Raw genomic sequence first — 25,974 nt, 5'->3', positions numbered from 1 at the left:
GAATGGATCACGCCGGTTCGTGCGGTGTCCCTGCACGAACCGGCCGGCGCGCGCTTCACGTTACTGCATGTGCTGGCCACCGTTGATCGCGATATTGGAGCCGGTCACGAAGCCTGCATCGTCCGAGCACAGATAAAGCACGAGCGTCGCCACTTCTTCGGGCTTGCCGAGACGCCCCATCGGGATATGCGGCAGGATCTTCGTGTCCAGAATCTCCTGCGAAATAGCGGTGACCATCTTCGTCGCCAGGTAGCCCGGCGAAATCGTGTTGACGGTTACCCCTTTGCGCGCCACTTCCAGCGCCAGCGATTTGGTGAAACCGTGCATGCCAGCCTTGGCTGCGGCGTAGTTGGTCTGGCCGACTGAACCTTTCGAACCGTTGACTGACGAGATGTTGACGATGCGCCCCCAGCCGCGTGCGACCATGTCTTCGCACAACGGCTTGGTCATGTTGAATACCGAATCCAGATTGGTGCGAACGACCGCGTCCCAGTTGACCTTGTCCATCTTCCTGAATGTCATGTCCTGGGTGATCCCGGCGTTGTTCACCAGAATGTCAACCGGGCCGACTTCAACCTGAATTCTGGCCGCACAATGCTGGCATGAGTCATAGTCGGCCACATCAACCGGGTACGCACGAATCTTCCGGCCTTGAGTTTCCATGCTCGCCAACCATTCGGCTGCGCCGGTGTTGTTCGGCGAGTGAGTTGCTACAATCGCATAACCAGCGTCATGCAGTTTCGTACTGATCGCTTCTCCGAGGCCGCCCATACCGCCCGTCACTACAGCGATTCGTTTCGTCATCCTTTCCATCCGTGATCGTAGTATCGGCGAGGATCATGAATATCCAATGGCGCGTCTCGCACAACCCGCCATTGCTTTGCCACAATGCCTTGCCGCCTCCAGCGTTGCGGGAGGAACGGCTTCAGCATCGATTGAACTGCGCGGTTTTTTGTAGACTTGTGGTATTGCGCGAATGAAATTTGGCGTGCCGGCGAGCTATTGTTCATTCTAACCAGTAAATGTTAAATCAAAATGCTGGATCGCTAAGTAAATACCCCTATTTTTTGTGCGAAACGCACGCTCGTGATGGGCTGCTGTCTGAGGATTGTGTTGAAAAAGTCTTGTTTTGGGTCAGGGCGCTGGAGTTGGCGCGACGTTATCGAGTTGTGACGATCGGCGAAGCGGTGAACTTGGGCGAGGCAACGATCCTCATTTCTCGTCATGCAACTGCCTGGTTCATCTGCTTGCTTCCTGACATGAACCGCTTGGCCATTCTTCGCAGGTTTTGCGCAGTCGCTGCCATCAGGAACTCATCATGAGCACCGCTTGGACCTCGCAGTCGCAAACGGTCCAGTTTCAGGATGCGTTTGAGATGGGCAAAGAGCATTTCCACCTTCTTTCGCTCACGGCAAGATCGCTTGTATTCAGGCGTCTTCGCAATACGCCTCGTTTCGTCACGCGCAGCTTCATGGATGCTGCGGGCGATCTTGCGGCATGGTGTATTCGGACAGCAGCGATCCTTCATCGAACAGCTCTCGCAGTCGAGCTGACTTGCCCGATAGATGATCGTGTCAGCCTTCGTGACGCGCGAGCGCGGATTCGTGAATTTGCGCCGGTCACTGCGTAGTGCGTGCCCGGTGGGACAGCGATATTCATTGGCCAGTTCATCCCATAGGAACTCGCTGCTGGACAATGTATTGTCCTTGCGCGTCGTTTTATCCCAGACCGGAACATGTGGTGCAATCTCCTTCTCTTCGATCATCCAGGCAAGCATCGCTGCCGAGCCATACGCGGTGTCGCCTGCAAGACGTCGAGGTCTGAGATCATGCCGCCGCTCAACGCGGTCAATCATCGTCCTGGTTGATTCCACTTCGTGCGAACGGTTCGCGGGCGTCGCCTCGACGTCAACGATGATCCCTGCCTGCAGGTCAATCAGATAATTGGTCGAGTAGGCGAAGAACGGCAAACCACCCTTGGCGGCTGTCCAGCTCGCGGCGGGATCCGTCAGAGATATCCTCTTTGGCGGGGTCGATGTCTCTGCCATCTCCGCCGCTTCGGTGCCCGCTGGATTCGCTTCTTCCAATGCTTCCAGATACTCGCGCACCGCACGGCTTTGTCCCTTGACGCAACCCCAGTCGATGGGCCCAGAACCCGGAACACCGCGTGCAGAGCTCGCGTCGGCTCTGATGATGCTTGCGTCAATCGCGAATCCTTCACCCTTTACGAGCCCTTCGGACATGCACCGACCCAGCACTGACTCGAACACATGGCGTAGTACATCGCTATCGCGGAAGCGACCGTGGCGGTTCTTGGAGAATGTCGAGTGTTCGGGTACGGCGTCCTGTTCGGGTACGGCGTCCCCTCCAGGCCCAGGCGACAGAACCATCGATATGCCAGGTTCAGATGCACCTCTTCGCATAGCCTACGCTCGGACCGGATGCCGAAACAGTAGCCGACGATCAACATGCGGATCATGAGCTCCGGATCAATCGATGGCCGCCCCATCGGACTGTAGAACGGCGCGAGATGCTGGCGTAGATCGCGCAGATCAAGGAAGTGATCGATGCCTCTCAACAGGTGTTCGCGAGGGACGTGATTATCGAGGTTAAACGAGTAGAAGAGTTTGTCCTGTCCGCTGCCCAGTTTACCCATCATGACGAATCACTCCCGTCGATCGATGTCTTCCAGGATACCGAACATTCCGAACCACGGGCGACTTTTTCAACACAATCCTTCGTAAAGGAGACATTCGCAGAGATTAGCGTGGCAACGTTCGGCCGAAGCGGCCGCTTATACCTTTCCAGTTGCGACCACTCGAAAATGTCCGCTTCGATGCAAATCGAATAGATGCTTTCAACCATCGCCGCCTTGGAAAACAGACCTTAAAGCAAGCTTTCTGGCGACGGTTCTATTCTCGTATGGGGGCGAGTCGCTTCCTTTTTACTCTCACGCCAATACGTTTGGTTCGCCGTGCATTGATAAGGAAAACGAGGACTATGTGTGACGTCCAGTCGCCGGGCGCTCGCGGAAAATACCGTCTCACCACGATCGGGACATGAGGTTCTCGCTTCAAGGCTGAACCTCATACGGTGGACATGTGGACAGGCGCTGATCGTCTACCGCACGGCCGACGGTGAAGTGATACAGGCTTTGCCAGGTGTGATCCTCCACGCCGAGCAGTGCGTGCATTTCATCATCGAAAAAGCAGCCAATCCCTGTCGCGCGCACGCCGGCGGCTTCGGCTTCGAGATAGAGCGCCTGGCCAAGAATGCCGCATTCCCAGAACAGATGGCGATAACGCCATGGCTGCTTCAACGCGATTCCGAATCCTGCGATCATCCCCAGCGCAAAGCAGGAATCGGCGCCGATATCCTGGTGGCAGCAGATCGACTTTGCCGTGGCGCGCAAATCGTAAGGCAGTAGAAGATAGAGCGGCAGATGATCGGGGCCGGTCTTTTGCCACAGCCATTCTGGACGTAGAGACCGCTTGAGATCCGGCAGTGCGCCCGGATTTCTCACGAACATATACAGGCCCGGCTCCAGGTCGCCCACGCGGTGCACCATTAGCGCTGCATGCACTGCTGCAGGAGACACCAGCGCATTCCACGGCGGCGTGTCATGACATGGCAACAGGCACGCCAGCATGCTGAAAAACGCCGCCTTGGTGATACACGTCGTACCGTCGAAATTCACCGCGCTGCGACGCTGCCGTGCGATCCTGGCAAAGCTGAGGTCAAGGGCGGGTGCCGCGGGCGACGGGCGCTCGTCCGGATCCGGCAAGGTCGGTTCGCGAGTACGGGCCTTATGGGTGGCGCGATGGATCGAATCGATATCCGGCCACTTCACATGTCCCGGACTCAGCTGATTCGCGCGTCCGTGCCACTGTGCGCTATCCAGGGCGATCAGCAAGCGCTCAAGATCAGGCCGCAATTCGGGGTTGCCGATCCAGAGCAAGGCATCCGGCGCCTCTGCTTCTGCCTTCCCGAAATCTTCTCCGCGGTTCAATCCAAGCAGGTTGGCGACTGCGTCGTCCGCAGCCGCCTCCGCCAGCCGCGTCTGCCAGCCAAGCGCTGCCGCTGCGTAACTCACCGCGGCGATGACATGGCCGCAATCGTGCTGGCAGTAGCGCCAGGCGCGCATGCCGTATTTCCACGCCTCGCGCCAGGGGATCGAGCTTATGCCGATCAGGACGCCACTTTGCGGGAACGCCTCGCTCCATCGTTCGTCATCCACTGCAGCGCGACATTCAAGGGAATGGTTCCGGCTCAGGTAATGGTAGACCCCACCGGACAAGCCGGGCAGAGTCGGACACAGAAGATAGCCCTCGGTCGGATGCAGATTTCCGCTCGAAGGGTTGCAGCGCAATGCCCACCGCTGGGTGCCGTAGGATTTCCACGCCGACAGGCCGAGCGAAAGTTCGAACAGGATTGCCAGACTGGAAAGATCGAATCTGCGCGCGGGCGGCAAAGCGCCGCAGCGCAGTTCGTTGTAGCGTGTAGTCAGGCTATCCGCGGCTAACGGCAGACCAATGCGCGGTGCGCCGTGAAACACCCGGAACGGATCCGGTTGGGTTGCCCAGTCGAGTTTCCCGGGGCCAGGGGCGTAGCCGCTGACGCGATGCTTGCTGCGCTCGTGATATTCAAGCATCGCATACTTTAACCGGTCCATATTCCCCTCAGACCAGGAATATCCGCACATGCGGCTGTACAAAACCGGCTGGCTGGACGTTGGGGCGAGCTCGTCATCAAGTCGTGGAATCGAACGCGCTTCGGCAAACCGCTATTGCGTTCGGCGCCTCCTGTGCGATGCCCCCGCAATCGGGTTGTCTTTACGAAAGCCGGGGGATGTTTGCAGCGCTTAGGTCACCCCTTCAGGTGTCTTCGAAGGCATTCGGGACCGCCGACTTCAAAAACTCGTGGCCATCCCAGGTTAGTCGCCAGTCGCTACCCATCGAACGGACGAGATTTGCGTCGGCCAGCAGATTCAACTGATACCACACACCCCGGTTCGAAACATCGAACGCATCCTTGAGCGCACTTTCAATGTCAAATTCGCTGAGGTGCGGGGATTTGTTTTCCTCGAGAGTCTTCAATATTGCGAGTGCCAGATTCATATCGCGTTTCACGATCTCCTCCTGTCGCAGATAGGACATACATCGAAAGGGCGCCACGGGTACAACGTCCGCGCAATCGATGTGATTCCGGGTTCCCAACAGGCTCATGCGACGGTCCGAACGCGTAGGGTGAATTTCAACAGCAGTCGCGAGCGCTGCCGTGGATTCAACGCTTCGGTCCCCTCATACCCTCGGTTTCCATCGCAGCATTCCGCTCTTCGCAGGCTTCAATGGGTTCCATGGTCTCGTCGATGGAAGCTGTCGCGCGTTCTGTGGCCGCCTTCGTTTCGTCGACGGTGGAACCGGGTCCTCCGTCGTCGTCGCTCGGGGGCTGCAGCATGTCTCGAAGCATGGCCTCCAGCTCCGGCGTGTCCCACGGCGCGCCATGCTGCTCTCTTTTCTTTATGTAGTGCCTGACTTCTGCGTCCTGCTCCGGCGTCAGGGGAAGACCGCGAAATGTGCTTTGGGGGGTAGCGTCGGTCATGGTATTGCTCCGGAATTCATCCCATTTTGAGTGTATCCCTGTTGTGGCCAACGAGTCTCTGCTATCGGTCTGCGCATGGACTGATCCGTCCATTCGCATCGGCTCGTTCAGCGAGCGGACGTTGCTGTCGGCACAGATACGAGCCCGGGCGCTTTGCGCACCGATGCAAATTGCGACGGGTCATGAAGGATGGCAGGAACTATGACAAAACTGTTCGGACAGTTTTCCATCGAGCGCGTGCACAAAAGCTGTACGCTGGTGATTCCCGACTGCGACAGGATCGGACCCAGATGAGCGGATGGCATTCGGCTTTCACAACCTCAGCCGCAGCTATGACGCACTTGGGCACTGCGTAACGTTTTGGGGTTATGACAACGTCGTGAAGGGGACCACGAATATCGGTATCAGACAGACGGGAGGGCGGAAGATGCAACTGATCGAACCGGATGAACGCCAGGCTTTCCTGGCGACCTTGCAGCGCAAGGGACTGACAGAAGGTGAATTCAACCTGCTGGAAACGGATACGACCGACCCCAAGGGCGACGAGAACGTCGGCCTGCAGGGATATGTCACCGTAACCAGACTATCAACACAAATTGCGAGGGAATACCCCATCGGCTTCGAAACCGGTTGGGTGCAGCATTTCAGACAGGATCTCGAAGCCGGCGTCTTCGATAAGCCGGAATGAGATCCCGCTGTTGCGGCGAACTCTCCGAGCGTAGCAAGCAGGTATGGCGAAGTGGAAGCGGGATCAACGGCGGGGGAGGGAGTGATGTGGCCTTGTCGATCTGGAGCGATGCGGGCGGCATCGATCAGTAACCCTAGGCATCCCAGAGCCCAATGCGCCTACGCGGCGGTCTTGACTGGTGTCAGCGTGGCCCAGCCACGTCGCGCCCTGCAATCTCACAGGTGACCGTCCGCTTACGGGGCGTCGAGTTCGAGCGTCCGAAACTGTGGCCGATAGTTACCGCCTCCACCAAGCCAGATCATGATGTCCTCATACCATTCGCGGCGAACCTTTCCACAAGCTTTTGTGCGATGCCGCAACGCTCGCCGCACCTTCATGTGGTATCAGATATAGACTGAAATTGACCTGTATTCAGGTTGCCGCATCGAGTGTCCCGAACGTGTGCGGAACGCGTGATTCAGAATCAGCGGAGGCTCAAATGGCGACTGCAATTATTACCCCCCGGAATGATGGCCCGTACCACATCAAGGGCGACTTCAAGATTACCACTCAAGGCGGGAAAAACATTGAGGTGGATAAGGACGAGGTCTGGCTGTGTCGATGTGGCCACTCGCAGAACAAGCCATTCTGCGACGGTTCGCACAAGAAGTACGAGTTCAAGAGCAATCTTGACGAACAGCCGCAGGAAGGTGAAACACCCTGATGCATCAGGCGCTGTCGACAAGTTCGGCGCGGGCTTCGCACACGCGTCAAGGCTGTGCATTGTCCCAACGAGACTGTGCGTGGTTTCACGCTGCCCGAGCGCGCGCAGGCATACAGGAAAAGCAGACGATGGGGGACGCGAGTGTCGCGGACATCGCTAACCGGAAGGCGCGTTCTTGCAGTGCTCGTACTCTGCCTAGGTATTACGTGCCTGGCAATTGGCGCGCCGCTGCTGTTCGAGTTGTCAGTGATCAGCCGTGCCATGAGCGATTTTCGGCTGGATGAGGCGGTCGAAAACGCCCGAATTTCCCGTGGCGAAAAGCCTGCTATCGAGGATCTCCTTAACCCGCCATACCTGAAGCGATACGGCCTGGACCTGAACTTGTACGCGGACAAGCACGGCCGTTTTTTGCCAACAGGCTCTGATTGGCAACAATGGGGACTTCGGACAAAGGCGGCGGCGACTGTGATGTGGCTGGGTCATGATCCGCCCGGCACATGGTGGACCTTCGGTCAGATAAGTTGCGTCGATCGCTTTTACGAAGCTTATGGCGACAGCGAGCCGATTGTCGATGTCGCTGATGCTTGCCTCGGCGAGCCACATTGAGCAACGTATGTGCAATCGGGGAGGCGCGGCCGAGCAAGAAGATCGGGACTTCACAAAATGAGCTGGATATCGCGCGCTTCCGGGACAAAACATGTCGCTGAACTCGCGCTGAAGATTGCCGGCTAGCGCCACCAACTCGACCGCGCACGTCTCGCCCGAAACCGATCGAACGTCACCCGCATCCGAAAGGCCCGCGCCCCCCCTTTTTCGTGTCCGCGGGATCAGTTCGTGGTTCTCGAAAGCGGACAGACAGCGCATCATGTAAGGTGGCACGCGGTTGCAATCGGCAATCGGCAACCGGCCTGAATGGCCGATGACTTGCCGGCAGACACCAGGGGACGAATGGCTGTTTCACCTTGGAAGCTGCCGTAGAGGTCACTCCGGGTCGAAGGGCAGCTCAGGGTGTGCGCCGTGAAAAGGCGGCGCTTTCCAGCGGGTGTAAGTCCCGTCCGGCAACCGCTCCAGCCGGAAGCAACCGGAGCAGTCATGGAGGTAACGAAATGGCTGAAGCCTTCGGGTAAGCGTGTCACGAATTGGTGACAGCGCGAGTGTGCAGGCCGTAACGTGAGTGAACGCTGAGCAAGCCTCGAAAATGCCGATGCGCAGGCCGACCCGGCGACCCTTTCGGGGAAGGCTGATACGACTGGATGGATGAGCGAAGCAGTGCCGCCAGTCGCTGCGCCGGGGTAGTGGCGACAGCATGTGCACAAGGAAAGCGCACGCAACACGGGAAGCCCCTTGGCGTGTTCAGGGATGAGCAACCGGACGCCCGTGAGGGACAGGCCGGGCGCCTTGGGGTGACGGAGAGGCCCGTAATACCGATGAAGCTGGTGTAATGCCGGTGGAGGGAAGGGGCCTCAGTTCAAGACAGACGCAATACGTAGTGAGGACGTGGAGATTGGGCAACCTATCAACTCCGATTCGTGTTCAGAAGCTGCAGATGGCGTTACACGCGAAAGCGAAGGCAGCAGCCGGGTATCGCTTTTATGCCTTGTACGACAAGATCTATCGCGAGGATGTGCTGGCACATGCGTACGCCCAGTGTCGCTCGAACAAGGGCGCGCCGGGTGTCGATCGGCAAGACTTCGCGGAGGTCGAGGCGTATGGGGTACAGAAGTGGCTCGGCGAACTGGCGCTTGCGCTCAGGCAGGAGAGTTACCGGCCGGACCCTATCAGAAGAGTGTTTATCCCGAAGGCCAATGGCAAGCTGAGGCCACTGGGCATCTCGACCTTGCGAGACCGGGTGTGCATGACAGCAGCGATGCTGGTGCTCGAACCGATCTTCGAAGCCGACCTTCCACCCGAGCAGTACGCCTACCGGCCGGGCCGCAACGCCCAGCAAGCGGCGGTCGAGGTGGAAGAACTGCTGTTTCGCGGTCACACGGACGTTGTTGACGCCGACCTCGCGGACTACTTCGGAAGTATTCCCCACGCCGAACTGATGTTGTCGCTGGCGCGACGCATCGTTGACCGGCGCGTTCTGCATCTGATCAGGATGTGGTTGGAGTGCTCCGTTGAAGAAACCGATAACCGTGGTCGGAAGATGCGGACGACTGAGGCCAGGGACAGCAGGCGCGGCATTCCGCAAGGTTCACCCATCTCACCATTGCTCGCGAATATTTATATGCGCCGGTTTGTGTTGGCATGGAAGAAGCTCGGGCTTGAGCGCAGTCTTGGCAGTCGAATCGTGACCTACGCGGACGATCTGGTGATCCTGTGCAAGCGAGGTAACGCTGAGAAAGCGTTGTCGCAACTGCGCGCGATCATGGGCAAGCTGAAGCTGACGGTCAACGAGGAAAAGACACAAATCTGTTCGGTGCCGGAAGGCGAATTCGACTTCCTGGGTTTTACGTTTGGGCGAATGTACTCAGCGACAACTGGTCAGGCCCGTATGGGTTTGCGCCCGTCGAAGAAGAGTATCCGGCGCATGGTCGAAAAGATTCATGCGCTGACTGCCCTTAAGACGGCATGGCAAGAGACCACGGCGATGGTGGGCAAGTTGAACCGCTCGTTACGCGGCTGGGCGAACTACTTCCAGGTAGGGAGCGTTAGCCGCGCATATCGCGCGCTCGACAGCTACACCGCGACGCGGTTGCGCCGGTGGCTACGCAACAAGCATAAGCTCAGGCGACGCAGGGGCGGGGGCTATCCACTCCCGCACCTCTACGGGCACTTCGGGCTCGTACGTCTGAGCGCCCGCGGGGGCGTAGCCTGGCGTGTGTGAAGGCGTGATGTCTTGTCCGAGAGCCCAGTGCGGGAGATCTGCACGCTGGGTTCGATGAGCGGGGTGTGGAAACGGGGTTAGGGCTAGGTTATTCGGGCACCGCCAAACGAAAGGGGCGGCAACAGACAAACCGAACCTAATGCGACCGCGAGAGGGTAGCCCCACTGCCTCTCGACAGCAGGGCCCCCGAAGAACCGTGCATGCGACTTTCGCCGCACACGGCTCGCGCACAGCATGAAACGTCACACTGACGCCGGTCTTGTCAATCTGCACAAGCCCTTCGCACGCGTCACCTCGTCGATTCATCTCATTGCTGAGACGAGGGCGCTGAACCGCAAACAGCCGGTCTCTCTCAAGCTGCCCCACGGCGAATCTAAAAAGTGGACCTGCGACAGCTGCACCACACGGAAGTCTGCACCCTTTCAGGTCGAGGCAAATCTTGAACCTCTATGCAGCCCGTTACAGGCCGCCATTCGCTTTCTCCGCGTTCTCACACCCGCTTCGTCAACAGCGCTCCTCACGGTTTGCCTGCCTTGATGGCTGTGTTCCGGAATCAAGGCGATGAATCGGGCTTACCACGTTCCCAGTCTTGCCGATTCGATTGTTCCCGAATCTATCCGTTTAGCGCCCGCCTCTTCCTCGGTAGCGATGATGACGACGTGCACCCAATGTGGAAGGGAGCAACCTGCTACGCACCGTTTGGTCAGGGCCTGACAGCAGCTTTGGCCCATCAGTCGTGACGAGGTTTATCGGCAGTTCACTTAAGTTGCGCATGCGGAACTTGCCTCGTCCCTATACCGCGTCGCTGCTCGCAGTGTCGGTTCCTTGTCACCAAGGTGGACCGTCCGTCGGAAGGGTACTTTGTCCCCGGAGCTTCACACCCGACGGTCTCCCGTCGCGCATGTCCAGGTAGGCAACTGTTGGTCGTACAACAGGTCACGGCTTCAACCTCCAAACTTCGACTGCTGAATGTGACAAGGCAAAACAGAGCTTTACCATCTACAGCATGCCGCATAACGCGCGGCTGACGGCGACACGTGTCGCACCCACATCTCGACTCTACCGACATGAGTCCGTCGACACACGCTCGGGACTCTGAATCTTGCGACGCAGCACAAAGCGCCAATATTGGCCGGGGGTACGGATACCTTTTCCAGCTTGCACGCATCGAAATGCAGCAGATTGCTGCACTCGAAATCTTCCTGAGACCCGCACGGCAAGGCTCCAAAAGTCCGGCATGGAGGGCGACAATTACAGTGTCCGGGCGGAAAGATAGTTGACGGTATCCACCGGCGTCGACGGCATTAAAGCCGGCGACCCAAGCGATGCCCGCAGGCGGGGAGGGGACTGCAAAAAAGTATTGCTGGTGCCGGCTTGCTTCTAGCAGCCCAAAACGCCAACCGTCTGCGGTGGCGGATTTGCCGGCCGCCGCGATGAGTTGGGCCGACTTACCTCTCCGGAACGCCCAGTTTCGCCGTGCGTTAGTGGCAGATCCGTTCCCAATGGTGGTGATGCCAAACCCGATGGCAATGATGCCAGTGGTGATCATGGTAGTAATCGGCGAATGCCGGTGCTGTGGAAAGCGTTGTCACAGCAACGACGATGGCCATAGCGATCTTCTTCATAAGTTCGCTCCATGAGAGATGAGTTAACTGTGGATCTCGCGAGCGTCACGCTGCGTAACGTCGAAAGCTTTAGCAAGCCTGATCATTCACCTTCCATGTCCGCCGTGTCCGCCGCCATAGTAGCCACCAAAACCGATCCCAACATCGATGGCCGGTGCGACGTAATAGCCAGGCGCATATCCGTAGTAGCCTGGCCCAGATTCATATGCGGGCGTGGGGGCATAACCGTAGCCAGTAGCGTACGGCGGAGCGACGATGCAGCCTGTTAGGCCCGCCGCAAGCGCGAAAATGCAGAATAGTCGGATCATGATGGTCCTCCTTTTAAACGTTGGAGGGACCGGCGGTGGCTTAGTTCGGCCGGCTGATGACGGCGCATTGCAGCCCCGCGTGCCTCAGATCCTCGCATCGAATGAGCTGTGGTGTCTGTACGCTGGCGGTCCGTTGGTATCGCCTGGTTGCGTCTATTTGAGCCGCGCTCGCGGTCGCTATTTATGACGGCAGCGCCACCAGGCGCCGTATCGACGGGAGCATAGTCTCAACGGACACGGGCTTTTGCCAAAACTCATCCCAAACGCGTGCGCCGAATGCAAATTCATGTTCAGCACTGGCTAGCACCACAGGGACCCCCGCCAACTTTGGCTCGCGCCGGAGTCGATGGAAAAACTCGATACCATTCATACCAGGCATCGATCGGTCCGCGATAATGAGGACGGGTTGCACCCTGTTGGCGGTGTCCAGGCCCGCGTCCCCATCACTGGCCGTCTCGACACGACCGCCTTCGAGTTGCAAGATACGTTTCCAGGCAATCCGGATACTGCGATCGTCATCCACTAGAAGAATCGTCTGCATTTTGCTTACCGAACAGTTGTCGTCCGTCATCAGGCGGCAGTTCGTTTGTCGGCGGCGCGGAGAAACCGCTGTGGTTTCGATCAGCGGTCCGCCTACGCGACGTGGCCGCTTGCTAAATGACGACGTGTATCGTCCCAAGCGTTACGTCAGTGGACGTTCTCGTGCCTGGGCGGCGGCGCGGCATGATGGTGAGAGTGGTGATGTTGCGGATGACGCGGCGGCGGACGCACGTCATGGTGATCGTGGTTGTCGCTAGAAGATTGCTCCGCAAAGGTGAGCCTTGGCATCACGGCAGTCATCACGATTGCACATACGAGAATGATTTTGTTCTTCATGGATCTCTCCGTTGAGTTTGGGCCGGACGGTGAATCTAATATTAATCGTGGTCGTGACCCTCATGCCAGGCAGTGCCCTGGTGGTCGTCGCTGGCGACGGGAACAAAGATGCACGCGCTCAGCACCGCAATCAGCAGCTAGGCGGTCAGTATCCATATCAGTGCTCGTGTCTTAGTGTCTGTTCCTTCGGTTTTCTGCCTGGCTGTGCAAGAATTAGCGTGTCAGTGCCCGGTGCAGAAGACGGCGGTGACCAGCAGCGGAACGACCTGCCGGACGACAGCGTCGCTGCCAGCCTCGCGTGCACGCGCCTCTACTTCATCGGCAGGCCCCAGTACTACCGCTCCGTACCCTGAGTCGTTAATGGGCAGGCCACTTCCCTGTTTGAACATTGCATCGTCCTGTTCATATCCGAGAACGGCGTAGACGCGAAACCCAAATGCCGTCAGGTTGGCGCCATGCGCCGTTCGAAATGCGTCAACCGAGTTCGCTTCGACGCGCATCGGATTCGGATCGATGTATTGATCATTCAGGAGCGGAGCAATGAACGAATGTGCGTCCGACTTACAGTCGAGTTGCGCATCAAGTGCGTAGGCATAGCACGACACTGGCATGAACCCTGTGCCTATTGCAGCAATCATCATTAGCGAGTTGAGAGCAGCCTTGGTCATGATGGTAAAACTGGTTTTATCCTGCCTCACATTCCCACACCCCGCCGGGGATGTCTGTACGGTAGCCGCCCACGCACTCACTCGATACGGGCCGGTCGCTGTGTCTGTTCGATCGGGCCAGCGACGCCTCAAGCCAACTGGTTCACGTGAGAAACTAACGGCGATCTGGGAGCGGTCAGTAGATCCATCGGTGCAGACCGCTGCAGACATTAGGGACGCGAATTCGGGCCTGCCCGTCTACGTGATGCGCCTGATGCGGTTGTTTTTACTGACGTGAACGCCACCGTACAGACTTACCGTATCGTCCATGGGATTTTCCTACTCCAACCTGCGCGTACCAGCGAGCTTCAGGTCGCTCTCGCGAGGCAGGGTAACGGCGAGTCGCCGTCTACGGGTCCATTGCGACCAGAAGGGCCCAATCTGGGGACCAACATGCCAGCTCATCCAGTGTCTTTCCGGCGGTCCGTGGGCACGAGCAAAGCGTCAGACTACGCAGATGTGTCCGACGAGATGATGGAACGCCCGCAGCAAGGGGCCTCGATCGCTTCAACGTGAGGTTGGTGTCCAGGTAAACCTGTGTTGTTTCTATCGATTCGTGACCGAGCACAGCCGGATTCCCGAGAGTCGCGTGGATCTAACGTCGATTCCAGCGCTTGCCGAGCAGCAGCATCGACCGCGCCGCACAGTGTATTGATTGCGGACATGGAAGGACCTGTCTCTGGCATTCGTGGCGCGGTACCGATCAGTCATGACAGCGCGCAGGCCTTGGATGCCCAGGACACTCGTCTTCGATGCCTCCGTTCGTGCGTTTTGCGAAACGTTGGCATCCACTTTTCCGGCCGGTCTCAACCTTGGGGACGAAGGCTCGTCGCTGATTGGTCGTCGCTTTAGTGACGCGCATCGCCGAGCGGCAGAGCCGGTCTGAGTCAGCAAGCGCGACCGAAAGGTTTCATTTTCATACTGCTTTGCGGTATAAAAAAGGCCGCTCGTCGAAGGGTGGATGGCGGCCTGAACGCATATCTCGGGAGCCAGTGTCGGCCCTGAAAACAATCATACGGTGAGGGCAACAAATCTGTTCGCAGGGTAGTGGGCCCGTTCATCGGCCAGATCTAAGCGCCACCTCAATCCCTCTACCACATAAACGATGGCGGCATAATACCCGCGCCGCGAATGGCGCTGCAGCCTATCGCGGCGTCACTCCTTCGCGGCGCCAGAGATCCGCTTAACGTGCGGTGTGGTGAGTTTATTGAGGCAGCTCAGAGTTACGAAGATGAGAAGCAGGGTAAGTACGACAAGCTGGCCAACCAGGAAAACCGGCACGGCAAATATGGCCCACAGCGTCAACCTGAGCATCTCGCCTCCCTAGATTTTGCGATAGGTCGGCGGAAGCTGACGGCGACCTTAACGGCTCGTTCAGAGGGCTTGCTGTCAGCCCTCAAAACCATCATATCGCGACCCGTCAGATCTGTTTGTACGGTAGTGGACGCAGGGCGCCCACGAGCTGGGTGACGCGCCAAGTGTAGCGCTGACGCCCAGAGAGCGGCCAATGGCGGGTGGACGCACGATTCGGACGAAAATTGTCGCCTAACTCCAAGTCTTTGATTATGTTGATTGTGCGTCGCAGCTAACGTATGTTTTCGTCCGAATCGTGCGTCCACCCCTATTAAACTAAAACTATAGTCCGGATGCGCGCTGGTGCGCGCATCCGCGTTCGTGATCGGGGTCAACGTTGCGATCAACGGCGGTCAGCATCTACAGTAGAGCTTGAAGAGGCAGTCGACCGCGTGAGAAGGCGTTCGCCATGATCGAATCCTGGGTAGGCATGGTCGTCGGGGTGTTCGTACTCGCAATTGCGGCGACGCTGATCATTGGTCACTATCGCCGCGAACATCTGCGCGCGCGGCTGCTCAAACGGATGGACCCTCATCACTATGACAGGGGGCTTTTACGTGGCACGGGGGCTTATCGTGCCAAGGGGGCACGATCACCATACGTCGGGCGGGACTGTCACACGCTCCCGCTCGATGAGCATCCCTGCTCGGCGATACGCTTCGGGCCAAAGAAAGCCCGCGTGTTCCGGAGAACGCGCGGACGGTATCAAGATGAGGCTGTTACCGGCTCACTAGCCCTAAGCGGCCCTATGAATCGCGTCGCGCGGCAGACGATTTTGGTCTTTCAGCGGAGCGTCCGAAATTGTTTAGGGTTGTAGGATGCCCGCCTTTGCCATCGTTCGATCGCTGCCACCGGACATAAGGAGCAAGCTCGCCGATGACTTCCATGAGCAGGTCGAAATCGCCAGACGTCGCACTTGAGCTCAACAGCTGATCGCGAAACGGATGATGCGTTCAAGGTTCATGTCAGAAGGCAGTGGAACGTGCTTGCCTCGCTGTCGTAACAAAAAAGCGGCGAATCCGAGGTGCCACATGCTGCGTGTCGCCAAGACGTCAATAAAGTCCCGCGTCGCAGGGTTCGCGAGGCTCGCATCTCTAGCGATCGCATCGGCTGCGATGATTGTCGCGCCGGGGCATGCTGAGGACGCGCCGACACCGGCGAGCCATCCAGAGCCGGGAGATCAGTCACCCGTCGCGATCACACAGGTATCGAGTCTGCCTGTCGAGCGCCAGATAGTCTGGCTAAGCCACGCCGCCCGAAGCGGTGAGCTCGAAAGATTGGACGACGCGCAACTGATCGAACTCTTTCGAGCGCTCGCGCCCGACACACTTTCTCGCTACGTGCAGACGGGCAGCGCGCGCTACCGGGAATACGAGTTCCAGACGTTCAGCCAACAACGCGTGAAAGGCAGGTGGCAGACGAAGCCGGCTCACATGCTGGTCCGCTATCGTCAGGAGCCGCGACAAGTGTACGTTAAGTGGCTGGCTGACGGCAGGAACGCCGGGCAGGAAATGATTTATGACGAGAAGAGGGATCCGGACCAGCTTTACGCGCATCTGGGTGGGATCCTCAACCTCGCGTCCTTCTGGGTACCAATCGATGGCGCTCGCGTCAAGGCGCAGTCGAACCATACCGTGCGTGAACTGGGCATAGACTATTTCACGGATCTGTTTCTGGCTGAGCTGAAGAAGTATCGCGCGGCAGGCGTCGAGAAGCCCTCGAAGATCGAGGTGCTGAACGATCATGGTGCGCGCGTAGTAGCGTTCACGTGGGAAACACCTACCGGACGGCCCGACTTCTATGCAAAGAAGGAGCGGCTCGGTCTCGACTTGCGGCAACCTTTCTTTCGCACGAGCGAAGCGTGGGACAACGATCTCCAACTCTTCGAGAAGTTTTCGTTCACGGACGTGACGCTGAAACGTTTCGACGACTCGGTATTCGATCCAAAGAATCCGGAGTACAGGTTCTGACGCGGCGCCGTTATTGGCCATTGCGACGACCGGAGAGCGGCTCGAACGCTTCCCGGCCGGCGAGCCGTATCGCCTGGTGCAAAAGAAGCGAGATGAACCGAGAATATTCCGTCGTATTCAAACGTCAGGGTGTTACTCACCCAATCTGAAAGGAACTTACGATGAACAAGCAGGAACTGATCGATGCAGTATCGATCGATGCAGTATCGGCCATCACCGGCGACAACAAATCGGCCACGGCACAGGTCAAGGCCTACGGTGTAACCAGTCGCGCATAGGGTGCGTGTCCAGCCATCGAAGTTGCTGACTCCTGTGATGCCCGCGTCTGTAGTGCTCCGCAACCAGGATGGCAGCCATGATCAGGACGATTACCCCAAGCAGCATCCCCGAAATTGACTCGCCCATGGCCGTCTCCTTGCTTGTCGCGATCATGCCTATATTTTAGGCGATGGCTACAAGCGGCGACGGTGAATATCCGGGCCGCTGAAGGGCGTACCAACGCTCGCCAAACTACCCAATACGACTCGCGTGGTGGTTGCCTGAGAATTACCGTCACCTATCCCAATATTTGGCATGCAGCGAAAATTAGCCTACAGTATTTATCAGACATAAAACAATAGGTCGCAGGCCAAAAGCAAATACGGGGGCGCACATGGGTATGTTCTTTGACCAGGACATCGCGCATATTGCACGCGTGATGGTGCCGTCATTGATAGGAGACCTCGGCAGGCCAATCCTGCCCGCTGAATACTGGCGCGGACGGCTCCACGAGCTTCTGGATGCGACTCACCTGACGCGCGGCCAACTCTGTGCGCTGGATAGTCTGCTGCTTCAACTGGACGACTTCGAAGGCAAGGGCCGGTCGACGCCAGCGGAAAGCACTTGTCCGTATCACTCGAAAACTCGACAACACGGAAAGCCGCAGCAGAACATTTCCTGATCCAGGCCCCCGCGAATTTCCACTGGCGTTCGCATAAAAAGAAGCCGCAGGACTTGCCTGCGGCTACTTAACACACAAAACGCGGGGATATGTCCGCGTTACTGAAAGCTTACAGTCCAGATATGGCGGCAACAAGCCAAATCTCCATGATTTGCATCTCTTTGCCACATTCGCAACACAGCTCGTCCCCCAACTAGTTCCCGCTATCGCCACTCACAGCGTTAATACCGAGCCCCCCGCGCGGAGGAGTGCCACCTTCGACGGCGAGTGAATGGCTCGTCGGACGCGGGACGCCCGGCCGTATCGAAGGCCGACTGGACCGCGAGGTACAGCCTCCTGATGCATTGATCCGGGCGCGTCGGAAGGATGCCGAACGTATATGGTCACGGAGCACCGCCCACTGAGCGCGCAGCACCTCTGCGCGCACATTTGCAGAACTGGCTCGCTATTGAACAAGGTATCGACGGCGCCATCTCGCTGGTTCGTTTCCTCCGGGCGAATCTTGCATAGGATATCGAATCAATATGTGAAGAAAATGCGGGAAGTGATTCCAGTGATCGCACCGCTCAAGAAAGATTCGAAGCCAGCGAAGACGCTCAAAAAAAGAAACGCGAAGAAAAATCTTTTAAGCGTAGCAAACGTACGTGCTGCCGTTTGAGGATGTCTTGACCTGAACATTTACATGCAATGACCGGCGTAACCCAGAGAACCGCCGTTCAATGCCAAGGATCCAACGGCCGGGATGGGGCTTGGATTCAACCGGTCGACGCAATACATTGATAAAACTGTTCGGCCGGTGTCTGGAAGTTTAGTGTTTTTCGTGGTCGCTCGTTAAGTCGCCTGGCAACCGCATTAAGTTTCGACTGCGAATACGTCGAAATATCCATTCCCTTTGGAAAGTACTGTCTTAGCAGCCCATTTGTGTTTTCGTTCGATCCGCGCTGCCATGGCGCATGAGGATCGCAAAAATAGACCTTGATATCCGTCGCCACAGTGAAGCGCTTGTGGCCGGCCAATTCCTTCCCACGATCCCAGGTTAGCGATTTGTATAGCTCTTGCGGCAGTTTGACGGCGTGATTGATCAGAGCGTTGACGACAGTTTCGGTATCCTTCCCGGTGGTTTTTACCAGCATCACGAACCGGGTCTGGCGTTCAACAAGCGTTGCAATCTGGCTGCTCGCGTCGCCGAACAACAGATCGCCTTCCCAGTGGCCGGGAATCGCGCGGTCTTCAACCGCAGCGGGGCGTTCGCTGATCGAAACTGCGTCACGAATTCTGCCGTGAGTCTCCGTCTTCATCGTGTGGTGGCGCGACCGACGCATGGCACGCGAACGCCGCAAATGTTCAAGGAGCTCCTTCTTTAACGCTCCGCGTGCCTGTATGTAGAGGCTTCGATAGATGGTCTCGTGTGACACGTGATAGTCCTCGTTGACCGGGTATGCGTGTTTGAGCCATCCGGCAATCTGTTCGGGCGACCACTGCAGTTCCAGCTTGCTTGCCACAAGTCGCGCCAGCGGCCGGTTATCGACCAGCTTGCATGTCTTTGGCCGACGTGCCCGGTCCCATGCAAGCTGGTCGGCCCGATTCGCACGATAGTCCTGGCTTCCACCATTTCGCTTGATTTCCCGGCTGACGGTGGAAGGAGCGCGCCCGAGCCGGTTTGCTACCGAAACAATTGAATCGCCGGATACGACTGAGCGTGATATCTCCTCTCGCTCGGCGAGCGTCAAAGCCAGCCTCGATCGGTGCCTCTGGGCAGGTTGTATCCCGCCTGTCTCCGAAAGAATGCCCTGCACCGATGAATGGTTTCGATCGAACATCTGGGCAATCTGTTGCAGCGACTCGCCTTTGCGCCAGCGCTCCCACATTACCGCTTTCTGGCTTTCAGTGTAGTAGATCCGCCGTCTCTGCTTCATTTCAATACCTCCGCTGCTCAGGCAGCCTAGGGTATTGCGTCGACCGGTTGAATCCAAGGGCGATCCGAGACGGTCGGGTCGACCCACTTTGTTGAATCAATCATCTTCCACCGGCCACGTCCCCCAAAACAACACCGCCTCGACCGCGAAAAATGCAACGAGCGGCACAATCGCTCCCACCGTCCCTGCGATCTCACGCCCAAACCGGCTCGTCACATAAAGCAGCACGATCATACTGATCGCCATGCCCGGCGCCCCCAGCCCGCGCAGCGCTGCGCTGCGATGATAGCCGAGCCAGAACGCGGCCCGCGCAGCGATCCAGACGACGGTCGTCGCTACGACCGCACGCATGGCCGAGCCGTCGGGGCAATAGGCGGCCAGGCCGAACAGCGCCGCCGCAAACACGATGATCTGCTCCACCGTGTTCTGCAGGTATCGTTGATTGACGCGCAACCTGTGTGTCTCGAAGCCCGCCAGCGGATCGAACGCGGGTGAGGTTAATCGCTCGTGCGCCACGGCTTCCACACCCGTCACCAGGCAGAACAGCACGACCACACAGCAGCACTTAAGCGTCAGCAGCATCCGCGCGCCGAGGTTATCCATGCCCGGTAGGGGTGACATCAAATAATCGATGCCAAGCCAGAGCCCCGAGGCAAGCAGCGAGGCGGCCACGATGCCGGCAAGGCCAACCCGGCGCTGCCGGCGAAAGTCGAACGAGTCATGGGCCGGGTCGGTCATCGATTTTTCCCCCTAGCGTTTCGTCCGGCGGCATCGGTCGCGGTCTGCGTGTCTGCGTCATGCGAAGTAGTGTATTGCGTCGCCCCTGCAAAATACATTCTGCGAGTTTAAGGAATCTAAATCTGGCCTTCGCGAGCAGGCCGCTCGAACACCGGACCCAGCGTTGCTTCGATCGACCTTCGAGTGGCCGCCACCGCCAGCGGGTGACGAAATCGATGATTGCGTCCCGTCGGCTGCGGAAGAAGCCTGAGGCGCGGAGTGTATTAAATCTTCTACCGTCGCAACAGTAAAAGCATGGGCGTCACGACGCCGCAGTGCATCAGACAGGGACAGCCTTGGCCGAATCTGATTCCAGTTTAAAGACCCGGAAGACCGCGGCGCGGCGCAGCCCGCGCTCCCCAATTCGATACCGTGGGTATCCGTCATCAGGTTGACAGAAAAACACGCTGTTAAGCGGAATGAGCGTACCCGATTTCCTACATAAGGGGTACTGTCAGGAAACGGGACAAAACCTACGATCTGCGCCCTGCACAATCAATTGAATCAAGCGTTTCATCAACGCCAACTTTCGGCCGAACGCCGGACGGCGGTGTTAGTGCCGTGCTTTATGCGACGGGGCGTCTCGGACCAAGCGGTTCTGCGGCCCGCCAGATTTCATTTGTAGTGACATGAGCCGGAGCACTCGCCGATGCAAAGTCCGTTGAACGTGGATCAATCAGCCGTGAACGCCAACATCCTGGTGGCAGGACGTCTTTTCTTCCAGGAGTTTGCTGGCGCGCCGACCGACGTGGGAAGAAAGACAGCCAATCGAGGGAACCGAAAATGTCGGATACCGGATCGAACCGAAAGATAGGCCTGGCGCTCCAGGGTGGCGGAGCTCACGCAGCTTTCACGTGGGGCGTACTGGATCGCCTGCTTGATGAAGTGGCGAAAGGCGAGCTGTTTATCAAGGCTATCAGCGGCACCGGCGGGGGCGCGTTGAACGGTGCGGCATGCGCATATGGTTTGCATGACAACGCGGGGGAGGCAAAGCGATTACTCGAGCTACTTTGGAACGCCGTCGGCGCGAGGTCGTCCTGGCACCCGTTCCTTTTCAACTCGCCGACCGCAGAGCTAGACTCGCCACGGCGTTCGAACGTTGACTCCAACCTGTTCGTGATCGGGCAACGCGTGCTTCAACAGGTCAGTTCGCCGTACCTGACACCCTGGCTACAGGATCCAATCGGTTCGATCATGGAGCAGGTCATTCCTGATTTCGGCCGACTCAATGAGCATAGCGACGGCGCGCCCGACCTATATGTAGCGGCGACGAATGTGAACCGGACTGCGCTCCGCATCTTTGGTCCCGGGGAAATCACGTCAAAGGCACTGATGGCATCCACCTGTTATCCGACGCTTTTCCAGGCGGTCGAAATCGACGGTGAATTCTATTGGGATGGAGGATACATGGCTAATCCTGCGCTCAACCCGCTCGTTGATTCTGTGGACGATCTTTTGACCATCCTCATTGATCCACTCTGTGTAGAACACGGACCACCGAAGCTGCCGCGACAAATCGTCAATCGGATTAACGAGGTGAGCTTTGGCTCGTCCTGGGTAACGGAAGTTCGACAGATCGAGTTGATCAACCAGCTCATCAGAGACAAGGTCATTCCTCTCGAGGCCACGAATGGCAAGACCTACGCCGAGAAGCGTTTCCATGTGATACGAGCAGACGACTTCATGGAGGAGATTGGAGCCGCGTCGAAGAACACTCCGTCACCTGGGTTCTTTCTCGCTTTGAGAAAAGCAGGATGGAAGGCGGGAAACGCATGGGTGCAATGTCACCTTGCAGTTATCGACGTGAGGTCAAGTTTCGACATAGACACGGAAGTGAAGAACAGGCTGAATGGATCAGCCAGCACGATTCGGTCGCAGCAGCCTACGAACGGAAAGCCGTGATGACGCTTTGCCGGGGTGTCCGTTCGGCGCGTACGAGCGAGGTGCTTTTGTGCGTGATCGGGGAGCGACAAGCGTAGACCGTTCGAGTAGTGACGACGCATTGCAGCGCCGGCGCCTCAGAACCGTGCGCGCAGCTTTTACCGCAAGCACATTCAGCCGGTCAAAGCCGTATTTGTTGAAGTTAGCAAGGTTCATGGCCCTTTGTCAGTTACACCGGGTGACTGTTACGGTTCGTACCTGATTTAACGCGGGTGCTGAAGGGAAACTTAAGGCAGTGCGCGTTCCGTGCATCAAGCGACCCGTGGCCCGCAGGGGAAGAATGCGCGTCAGAAAAAAAACAACGAAAGCTGGCTTTAAGAGTCCCGGTATCATCCGGAGGGTAGCTAGAACCGTTCTGATGTGATGAACGCTCCTTTGCCTTGGAAGGCATGACTTCTACACTTTTTCATATGCCCATCCGCGAAGGGCGGGAGTCGTCCATCACATCAGAGCCAGTCGGACGATCCACACGAAACTGAACAGGAATTCGCGCGTGAGGATCGGGCGCGAGATGCAGCGCGCGCTCTTGCCAGCAAGTTGCTTAAAGAGCGTGAGTCCTGAATGGCCGCGTCGTCCCCTCCGAACCTCGACAACCGGCGAAGCGTCGAAAACGGCGATGGAGACAGCTATGTGGACTTGCCGAAACTGCGATGCGCGGTTCGCCTTCGATGAGGTCGAGCCTCAAATCGACGAGGAAGGATTTTTTTTCATCTGTCTTGGCTGCGACTACCGGAACAAGCTGGTGGACATAGGTCGAGACGCAGCGGGGCGTCCGCAGCTTGTCCAGCGCGACGACGAGTAGAGCACCCTTTCGGGGACAGCCATGAAGTTCGACTACAAAGAGTTCCACATCGACGCGTCGCCTCTCGATGAAGGCGGCCATTACTACGCCCGCGCAAAGATCTACCGGCGTGCCTCGGCGGATGGAGATGCCGTCGAAGTGAAGTATTCGGGTGACCTCGGCGACTATCCCTCCGACGCGGGCGCTATCGAGGCGGCGCAGCGCTGGGCGATCCAGTGGTGCGACGCGCATGGCGCTTAGGCAGCGTGCTACTATCCCTCGAAAATCACGGTGGAGACGAACATGGACTACGAACTCACGCCGGGCAAGGCTCCGGTACTCGTCAGCGGCGACGTGCATTTCTGGCTCACCATTGATGGTCGCGTGCAGCACTACGTTGTATCGCACGAAGCGCTTGAAGACCATTTTGGCGACACACACGGGGCCGCAGGTGATGGGATTGCCGCCTTTAATCGCGGACGCGACGCCATTTGCAGAGTCGCCGCAGCTAAGCTGGGAAGCGCATCGGTTATGGATTCGGGTGAATTCATAGTGGTGGGGACGTTTGACCTCTGAATCGATCATGTGTGCCGCCGGAACCCGATCACCCACACCCACGGATTGACGTCCCAGCGATAGCCGCGCGCGGCGTTAGGGCTGTCCCACAGGCGAACATAGTTGCCGCAGCCGGTGAAGGTGGGCCCAGACTCGCAGCCTTCGGCGATCGCGTCCGCCTCACTGATCTCCTGCAGTCGTTCGACACGTACGACAAGCACCTCGAGGGTGATGCGTGAGCCCCAGCGCGGCATGTGGATAGACGGCGTCCAGCCGCCGCTTTCTTTCGCATCCAGTTCGAGATAAGGCCGGCGAAATTTCGAATTGCTCGCGCCCATCGTCGGCCGGATGGGCACCTCCTGCGTAACGGCGCGCTCCGTCCCGGCTCTCCTCGTAGCCAATCCGGTTGACTTCGTGCGCCCCGCGCACCCACAGCTTCTGACCTTCGGCATACGGACAGCAGGCAGCCTTCTGGTCGCGCGACTGCGCGTCCGGGACGCCGGTGGATTTGATGATGCGGCGCATCTGCGTCTTGCGGCGGTCGAGCAGCGCGCACCATTGAGCCGCTGAAAAGGATAGGGCGTTCCTTCATGCTACGATCCTCCCGTCCACTTTCCGGGGTGCGCCATGGCTTTCAAGGAAACAAAAGGCAATAAAACTGTCGAGGCGTGTGTGATGCCGGCTCCCGGTGGCATGTTCAAGGGATACATCCGTGTCACGACGAAGCGCGGCAATCACGTCATCGGGCAGACCATTGGGCGGGGCTGCGGGCGCCCGATGCCGACGGCCGAGGCCGCACTGGAGCTTGCCGAGTCTGAAGCGAGGCGGGTTATCGCTCTTTGAATGGATCTCTGGATTCAGCCTTGCGCGGCGTGCGCTGACCTTTACGGCCCGCTGGCCGCCACAGACCCGCACGACAAGCTGACGCCAAATGGTGCTGGCGACATGAAGGATGTGCGCATCGAGAGCACTACACCTGCGTGCGCTGCTGCGGCGTATTTGTGCGTTCTCGCCGTGCCGCCGGCGCGACAGATCTGGATGCTCCTGAACACGTGGCAGCCCTGATTCACCTGCGCCGGAGAGCTGGCTTACGGATAGTTCCTTCATGCTAGGATTCCTCGAAAACTCCGAGAGAAACCTTCATGGCCAGCCACAATTTCTCGTACAACGAAGTTAACTACAGCGTTTACGTGACCCAACAAAAGGACGGAAGGTGGGACTGGGCATACACGTTGACTAAGCCGCCCATCTACTGGAAAAACCCAGAGGCGCCTGCGGGAACTCCGGAGCAGGCGATCGAAGAGGCTCGTTTCGACGCGGAGCGCCGCATCGACGCGATGAAATAAGCCCTCGAAAATGGTCCGTACCATCGGGCACGGCTTCAATTCGGCCGTCCCTGCGGCTCGTATCGTGTTGTCGGTCACACTAGATTCTTCAAACTGCACGATGGAGACGACCATGGCATCTCACCTGTTTCATGAGTTCAGTGAAGACGAACGAGAGGACGCGGAATCGATTGCTGCAAGCCATGGCTTTGATATCGTTGAATTCGACATCTGCGACGAAGATCACTATCCCGCCGGCGGCGCAGTCGGCCCGATTCGTCGGCAAGTCACGGTTACTCGACGAAGCAATGGCAAGGTTGGCATTTACGACGCCGGTAATGGCACCGCGTGGCATGCCGGTTTTGAGCGTGATCTGGCGGCCGGAGAATTCGGCGACAGTTCGGTTTAGCGCGATCGCGTTATCCATGGTGACGTTCCAGCAGGGCGCGAACAGAGGCGTCGCGACGGCATTGTCACGGTAACTGGATGTGCTGGTAGGGTGAGACGATGAAGAACTCGAAGCTGCTTTATCGCCGCCATCGCTTTCTGGGCACCGTCATCAGCCGGGCAGTGCGCTGGTAAAAACCTTCCATGTTCACAGACGTTCGCACCGGATTCCTCCTGCTCAGCAGCGGTAGCGACCCACGTTACCCGCACACAGCCCCGATGGACAAGGTCATCTCAAAAATATTTATTCCACATATTGATCATTGAACAGAGACAGCATAAAGTGACTTCCTCGGCGCGCAGCACGCACCCGGTCAGCACAGACGTCTCGCATCCGTGATCGATGGGTGATCCGGCTCGCAGCGGGACGGCAACAGATCAAGTTCCCAGCGAATGCAGCCCCTATAAGCCAGGAGACGAAGATGCTGAGTCCACATGAATTCGCAACCCTGATGCTGCTCAAGGACGCTCCAGACCCGATCGACCTGGACCGTGCGGATCTCGAAGCCCTTCTCGAACGCCAACTCGTCACGCTGGAACAGCTTGCTCACGGGCAACAGCGACCTCTCATCACCATCAACGGTTACTCGGTTCTCAAGGCGGCTGCGCGGGTCCGGTAAGTGACATTTGCG

At 58.1% G+C, this 25,974-nt stretch carries 26 protein-coding genes and 1 pseudogene; 14 read left to right on the top strand and 13 right to left on the bottom strand.

Going from position 1 to position 25,974, the window contains the following annotated elements; translation table 11 throughout:
- Positions 1-60: 60 nt before the first annotated feature.
- From phbB to AYM40_RS10170, 5 genes and pseudogenes are all read right to left on the bottom strand, one after another.
- Complete coding sequence (gene phbB, locus AYM40_RS10195) at positions 61-804, bottom strand: acetoacetyl-CoA reductase (RefSeq protein ID WP_063496119.1); 744 nt, start codon at positions 802-804, stop codon at positions 61-63.
- A gap of 418 nt (positions 805-1,222) precedes the next feature.
- Positions 1,223-2,658 (bottom strand): annotated as a pseudogene (locus AYM40_RS10190) (IS1182 family transposase).
- Between the two features lie 414 nt (positions 2,659-3,072).
- Positions 3,073-4,671 (bottom strand): SagB/ThcOx family dehydrogenase, encoded by a 1,599-nt coding sequence (locus AYM40_RS10180; protein ID WP_063496117.1) that lies wholly within the window; start codon positions 4,669-4,671, stop codon positions 3,073-3,075.
- A gap of 202 nt (positions 4,672-4,873) precedes the next feature.
- Positions 4,874-5,128: a DUF2513 domain-containing protein gene (locus tag AYM40_RS10175; RefSeq protein WP_236720808.1), complete on the bottom strand. Its 255-nt coding sequence runs from the start codon at positions 5,126-5,128 to the stop codon at positions 4,874-4,876.
- A 154-nt stretch (positions 5,129-5,282) separates the two neighbouring features.
- Complete coding sequence (locus AYM40_RS10170) at positions 5,283-5,600, bottom strand: hypothetical protein (protein WP_063497946.1); 318 nt, start codon at positions 5,598-5,600, stop codon at positions 5,283-5,285.
- A 427-nt stretch (positions 5,601-6,027) separates the two neighbouring features.
- Between AYM40_RS10170 and AYM40_RS10165 the strand changes: the two genes are divergently transcribed.
- The 4 genes from AYM40_RS10165 to ltrA all read left to right on the top strand — a co-directional run bounded on the left by AYM40_RS10165 (position 6,028) and on the right by ltrA (position 9,821).
- Positions 6,028-6,288 (top strand): hypothetical protein, encoded by a 261-nt coding sequence (locus AYM40_RS10165; RefSeq protein WP_063497945.1) that lies wholly within the window; start codon positions 6,028-6,030, stop codon positions 6,286-6,288.
- Between the two features lie 478 nt (positions 6,289-6,766).
- Positions 6,767-6,991, top strand: a complete 225-nt coding sequence (locus AYM40_RS10160) for a CDGSH iron-sulfur domain-containing protein (RefSeq protein ID WP_063496116.1) — start codon at positions 6,767-6,769, stop codon at positions 6,989-6,991.
- A 246-nt stretch (positions 6,992-7,237) separates the two neighbouring features.
- Positions 7,238-7,597, top strand: a complete 360-nt coding sequence (locus AYM40_RS10155) for a hypothetical protein (protein WP_236720807.1) — start codon at positions 7,238-7,240, stop codon at positions 7,595-7,597.
- Positions 7,598-8,537: 940 nt separating this feature from the next.
- Positions 8,538-9,821, top strand: coding sequence for a group II intron reverse transcriptase/maturase (ltrA, locus tag AYM40_RS10150; RefSeq protein WP_063497941.1), 1,284 nt, complete (start codon positions 8,538-8,540; stop codon positions 9,819-9,821).
- A gap of 1,481 nt (positions 9,822-11,302) precedes the next feature.
- Here the strand turns inward: ltrA and AYM40_RS41880 are convergent.
- The 5 genes from AYM40_RS41880 to AYM40_RS10135 form a co-directional block, all read right to left on the bottom strand.
- Positions 11,303-11,446 carry a hypothetical protein gene (locus AYM40_RS41880; RefSeq protein WP_181448363.1) on the bottom strand — a complete coding sequence of 48 codons (144 nt, stop codon included), beginning with the start codon at positions 11,444-11,446 and terminating at the stop codon, positions 11,303-11,305.
- An 86-nt stretch (positions 11,447-11,532) separates the two neighbouring features.
- Entirely contained in the window at positions 11,533-11,754 is a 222-nt protein-coding gene (locus tag AYM40_RS38350) for a hypothetical protein (protein ID WP_082855039.1), read from the bottom strand.
- Positions 11,755-11,935: 181 nt separating this feature from the next.
- Positions 11,936-12,325: a response regulator gene (locus AYM40_RS10145; RefSeq protein WP_063496114.1), complete on the bottom strand. Its 390-nt coding sequence runs from the start codon at positions 12,323-12,325 to the stop codon at positions 11,936-11,938.
- 116 nt (positions 12,326-12,441) lie between these two features.
- A complete protein-coding gene (locus AYM40_RS10140; protein WP_063496113.1) occupies positions 12,442-12,630 on the bottom strand; it encodes a hypothetical protein in 189 nt (62 codons plus the stop codon).
- 221 nt (positions 12,631-12,851) lie between these two features.
- Positions 12,852-13,298, bottom strand: coding sequence for a hypothetical protein (locus AYM40_RS10135; RefSeq protein WP_063496112.1), 447 nt, complete (start codon positions 13,296-13,298; stop codon positions 12,852-12,854).
- A 2,423-nt stretch (positions 13,299-15,721) separates the two neighbouring features.
- Between AYM40_RS10135 and AYM40_RS10125 the strand changes: the two genes are divergently transcribed.
- Together AYM40_RS10125 and AYM40_RS10120 are read left to right on the top strand one after the other, a co-directional pair.
- Entirely contained in the window at positions 15,722-16,660 is a 939-nt protein-coding gene (locus AYM40_RS10125; protein WP_063496110.1) for a DUF1571 domain-containing protein, read from the top strand.
- 652 nt (positions 16,661-17,312) lie between these two features.
- Positions 17,313-17,600 (top strand): hypothetical protein, encoded by a 288-nt coding sequence (locus AYM40_RS10120; protein ID WP_236720806.1) that lies wholly within the window; start codon positions 17,313-17,315, stop codon positions 17,598-17,600.
- 755 nt (positions 17,601-18,355) lie between these two features.
- On the opposite strand, the gene AYM40_RS10115 is transcribed toward AYM40_RS10120, so the two are convergent.
- Together AYM40_RS10115 and AYM40_RS10110 are read right to left on the bottom strand one after the other, a co-directional pair.
- Entirely contained in the window at positions 18,356-19,516 is a 1,161-nt protein-coding gene (locus AYM40_RS10115) for an IS30 family transposase (RefSeq protein ID WP_063496109.1), read from the bottom strand.
- A 96-nt stretch (positions 19,517-19,612) separates the two neighbouring features.
- A complete protein-coding gene (locus tag AYM40_RS10110) occupies positions 19,613-20,254 on the bottom strand; it encodes an MAPEG family protein (protein ID WP_063496108.1) in 642 nt (213 codons plus the stop codon).
- 822 nt (positions 20,255-21,076) lie between these two features.
- Between AYM40_RS10110 and AYM40_RS10105 the strand changes: the two genes are divergently transcribed.
- The 3 genes from AYM40_RS10105 to AYM40_RS10095 all read left to right on the top strand — a co-directional run bounded on the left by AYM40_RS10105 (position 21,077) and on the right by AYM40_RS10095 (position 23,591).
- Positions 21,077-22,195, top strand: a complete 1,119-nt coding sequence (locus AYM40_RS10105; protein WP_063496107.1) for a patatin-like phospholipase family protein — start codon at positions 21,077-21,079, stop codon at positions 22,193-22,195.
- An 862-nt stretch (positions 22,196-23,057) separates the two neighbouring features.
- On the top strand, positions 23,058-23,276 hold the full coding sequence (locus AYM40_RS10100; RefSeq protein WP_063496106.1) for a hypothetical protein: 219 nt from the start codon (positions 23,058-23,060) through the stop codon (positions 23,274-23,276).
- Positions 23,277-23,318: 42 nt separating this feature from the next.
- Positions 23,319-23,591, top strand: a complete 273-nt coding sequence (locus tag AYM40_RS10095) for a DUF1488 family protein (RefSeq protein WP_063496105.1) — start codon at positions 23,319-23,321, stop codon at positions 23,589-23,591.
- A 5-nt stretch (positions 23,592-23,596) separates the two neighbouring features.
- On the opposite strand, the gene AYM40_RS10090 is transcribed toward AYM40_RS10095, so the two are convergent.
- Complete coding sequence (locus tag AYM40_RS10090) at positions 23,597-23,971, bottom strand: hypothetical protein (RefSeq protein WP_148662153.1); 375 nt, start codon at positions 23,969-23,971, stop codon at positions 23,597-23,599.
- A gap of 226 nt (positions 23,972-24,197) precedes the next feature.
- Here AYM40_RS10090 and AYM40_RS40165 point away from each other — a divergent pair, with 226 nt between their 5' ends.
- From AYM40_RS40165 to AYM40_RS10065, 5 genes are all read left to right on the top strand, one after another.
- Positions 24,198-24,413 (top strand): hypothetical protein, encoded by a 216-nt coding sequence (locus tag AYM40_RS40165; protein ID WP_148662152.1) that lies wholly within the window; start codon positions 24,198-24,200, stop codon positions 24,411-24,413.
- Complete coding sequence (locus AYM40_RS10080) at positions 24,414-24,635, top strand: hypothetical protein (protein ID WP_148662151.1); 222 nt, start codon at positions 24,414-24,416, stop codon at positions 24,633-24,635.
- 77 nt (positions 24,636-24,712) lie between these two features.
- On the top strand, positions 24,713-24,916 hold the full coding sequence (locus AYM40_RS10075) for a hypothetical protein (RefSeq protein WP_063496102.1): 204 nt from the start codon (positions 24,713-24,715) through the stop codon (positions 24,914-24,916).
- 112 nt (positions 24,917-25,028) lie between these two features.
- Positions 25,029-25,304, top strand: coding sequence for a hypothetical protein (locus tag AYM40_RS10070; RefSeq protein ID WP_063496101.1), 276 nt, complete (start codon positions 25,029-25,031; stop codon positions 25,302-25,304).
- A 460-nt stretch (positions 25,305-25,764) separates the two neighbouring features.
- Positions 25,765-25,962: a hypothetical protein gene (locus tag AYM40_RS10065; RefSeq protein ID WP_063496100.1), complete on the top strand. Its 198-nt coding sequence runs from the start codon at positions 25,765-25,767 to the stop codon at positions 25,960-25,962.
- Positions 25,963-25,974 lie beyond the last annotated feature (12 nt).

The sequence above is a fragment of the Paraburkholderia phytofirmans OLGA172 genome (assembly GCF_001634365.1).
In the GTDB taxonomy this organism is placed as follows: domain Bacteria; phylum Pseudomonadota; class Gammaproteobacteria; order Burkholderiales; family Burkholderiaceae; genus Paraburkholderia.
The sequence above is the reverse complement of the archived record's forward strand: the minus strand, read 5'-3'. Positions and strand labels throughout refer to the sequence as shown.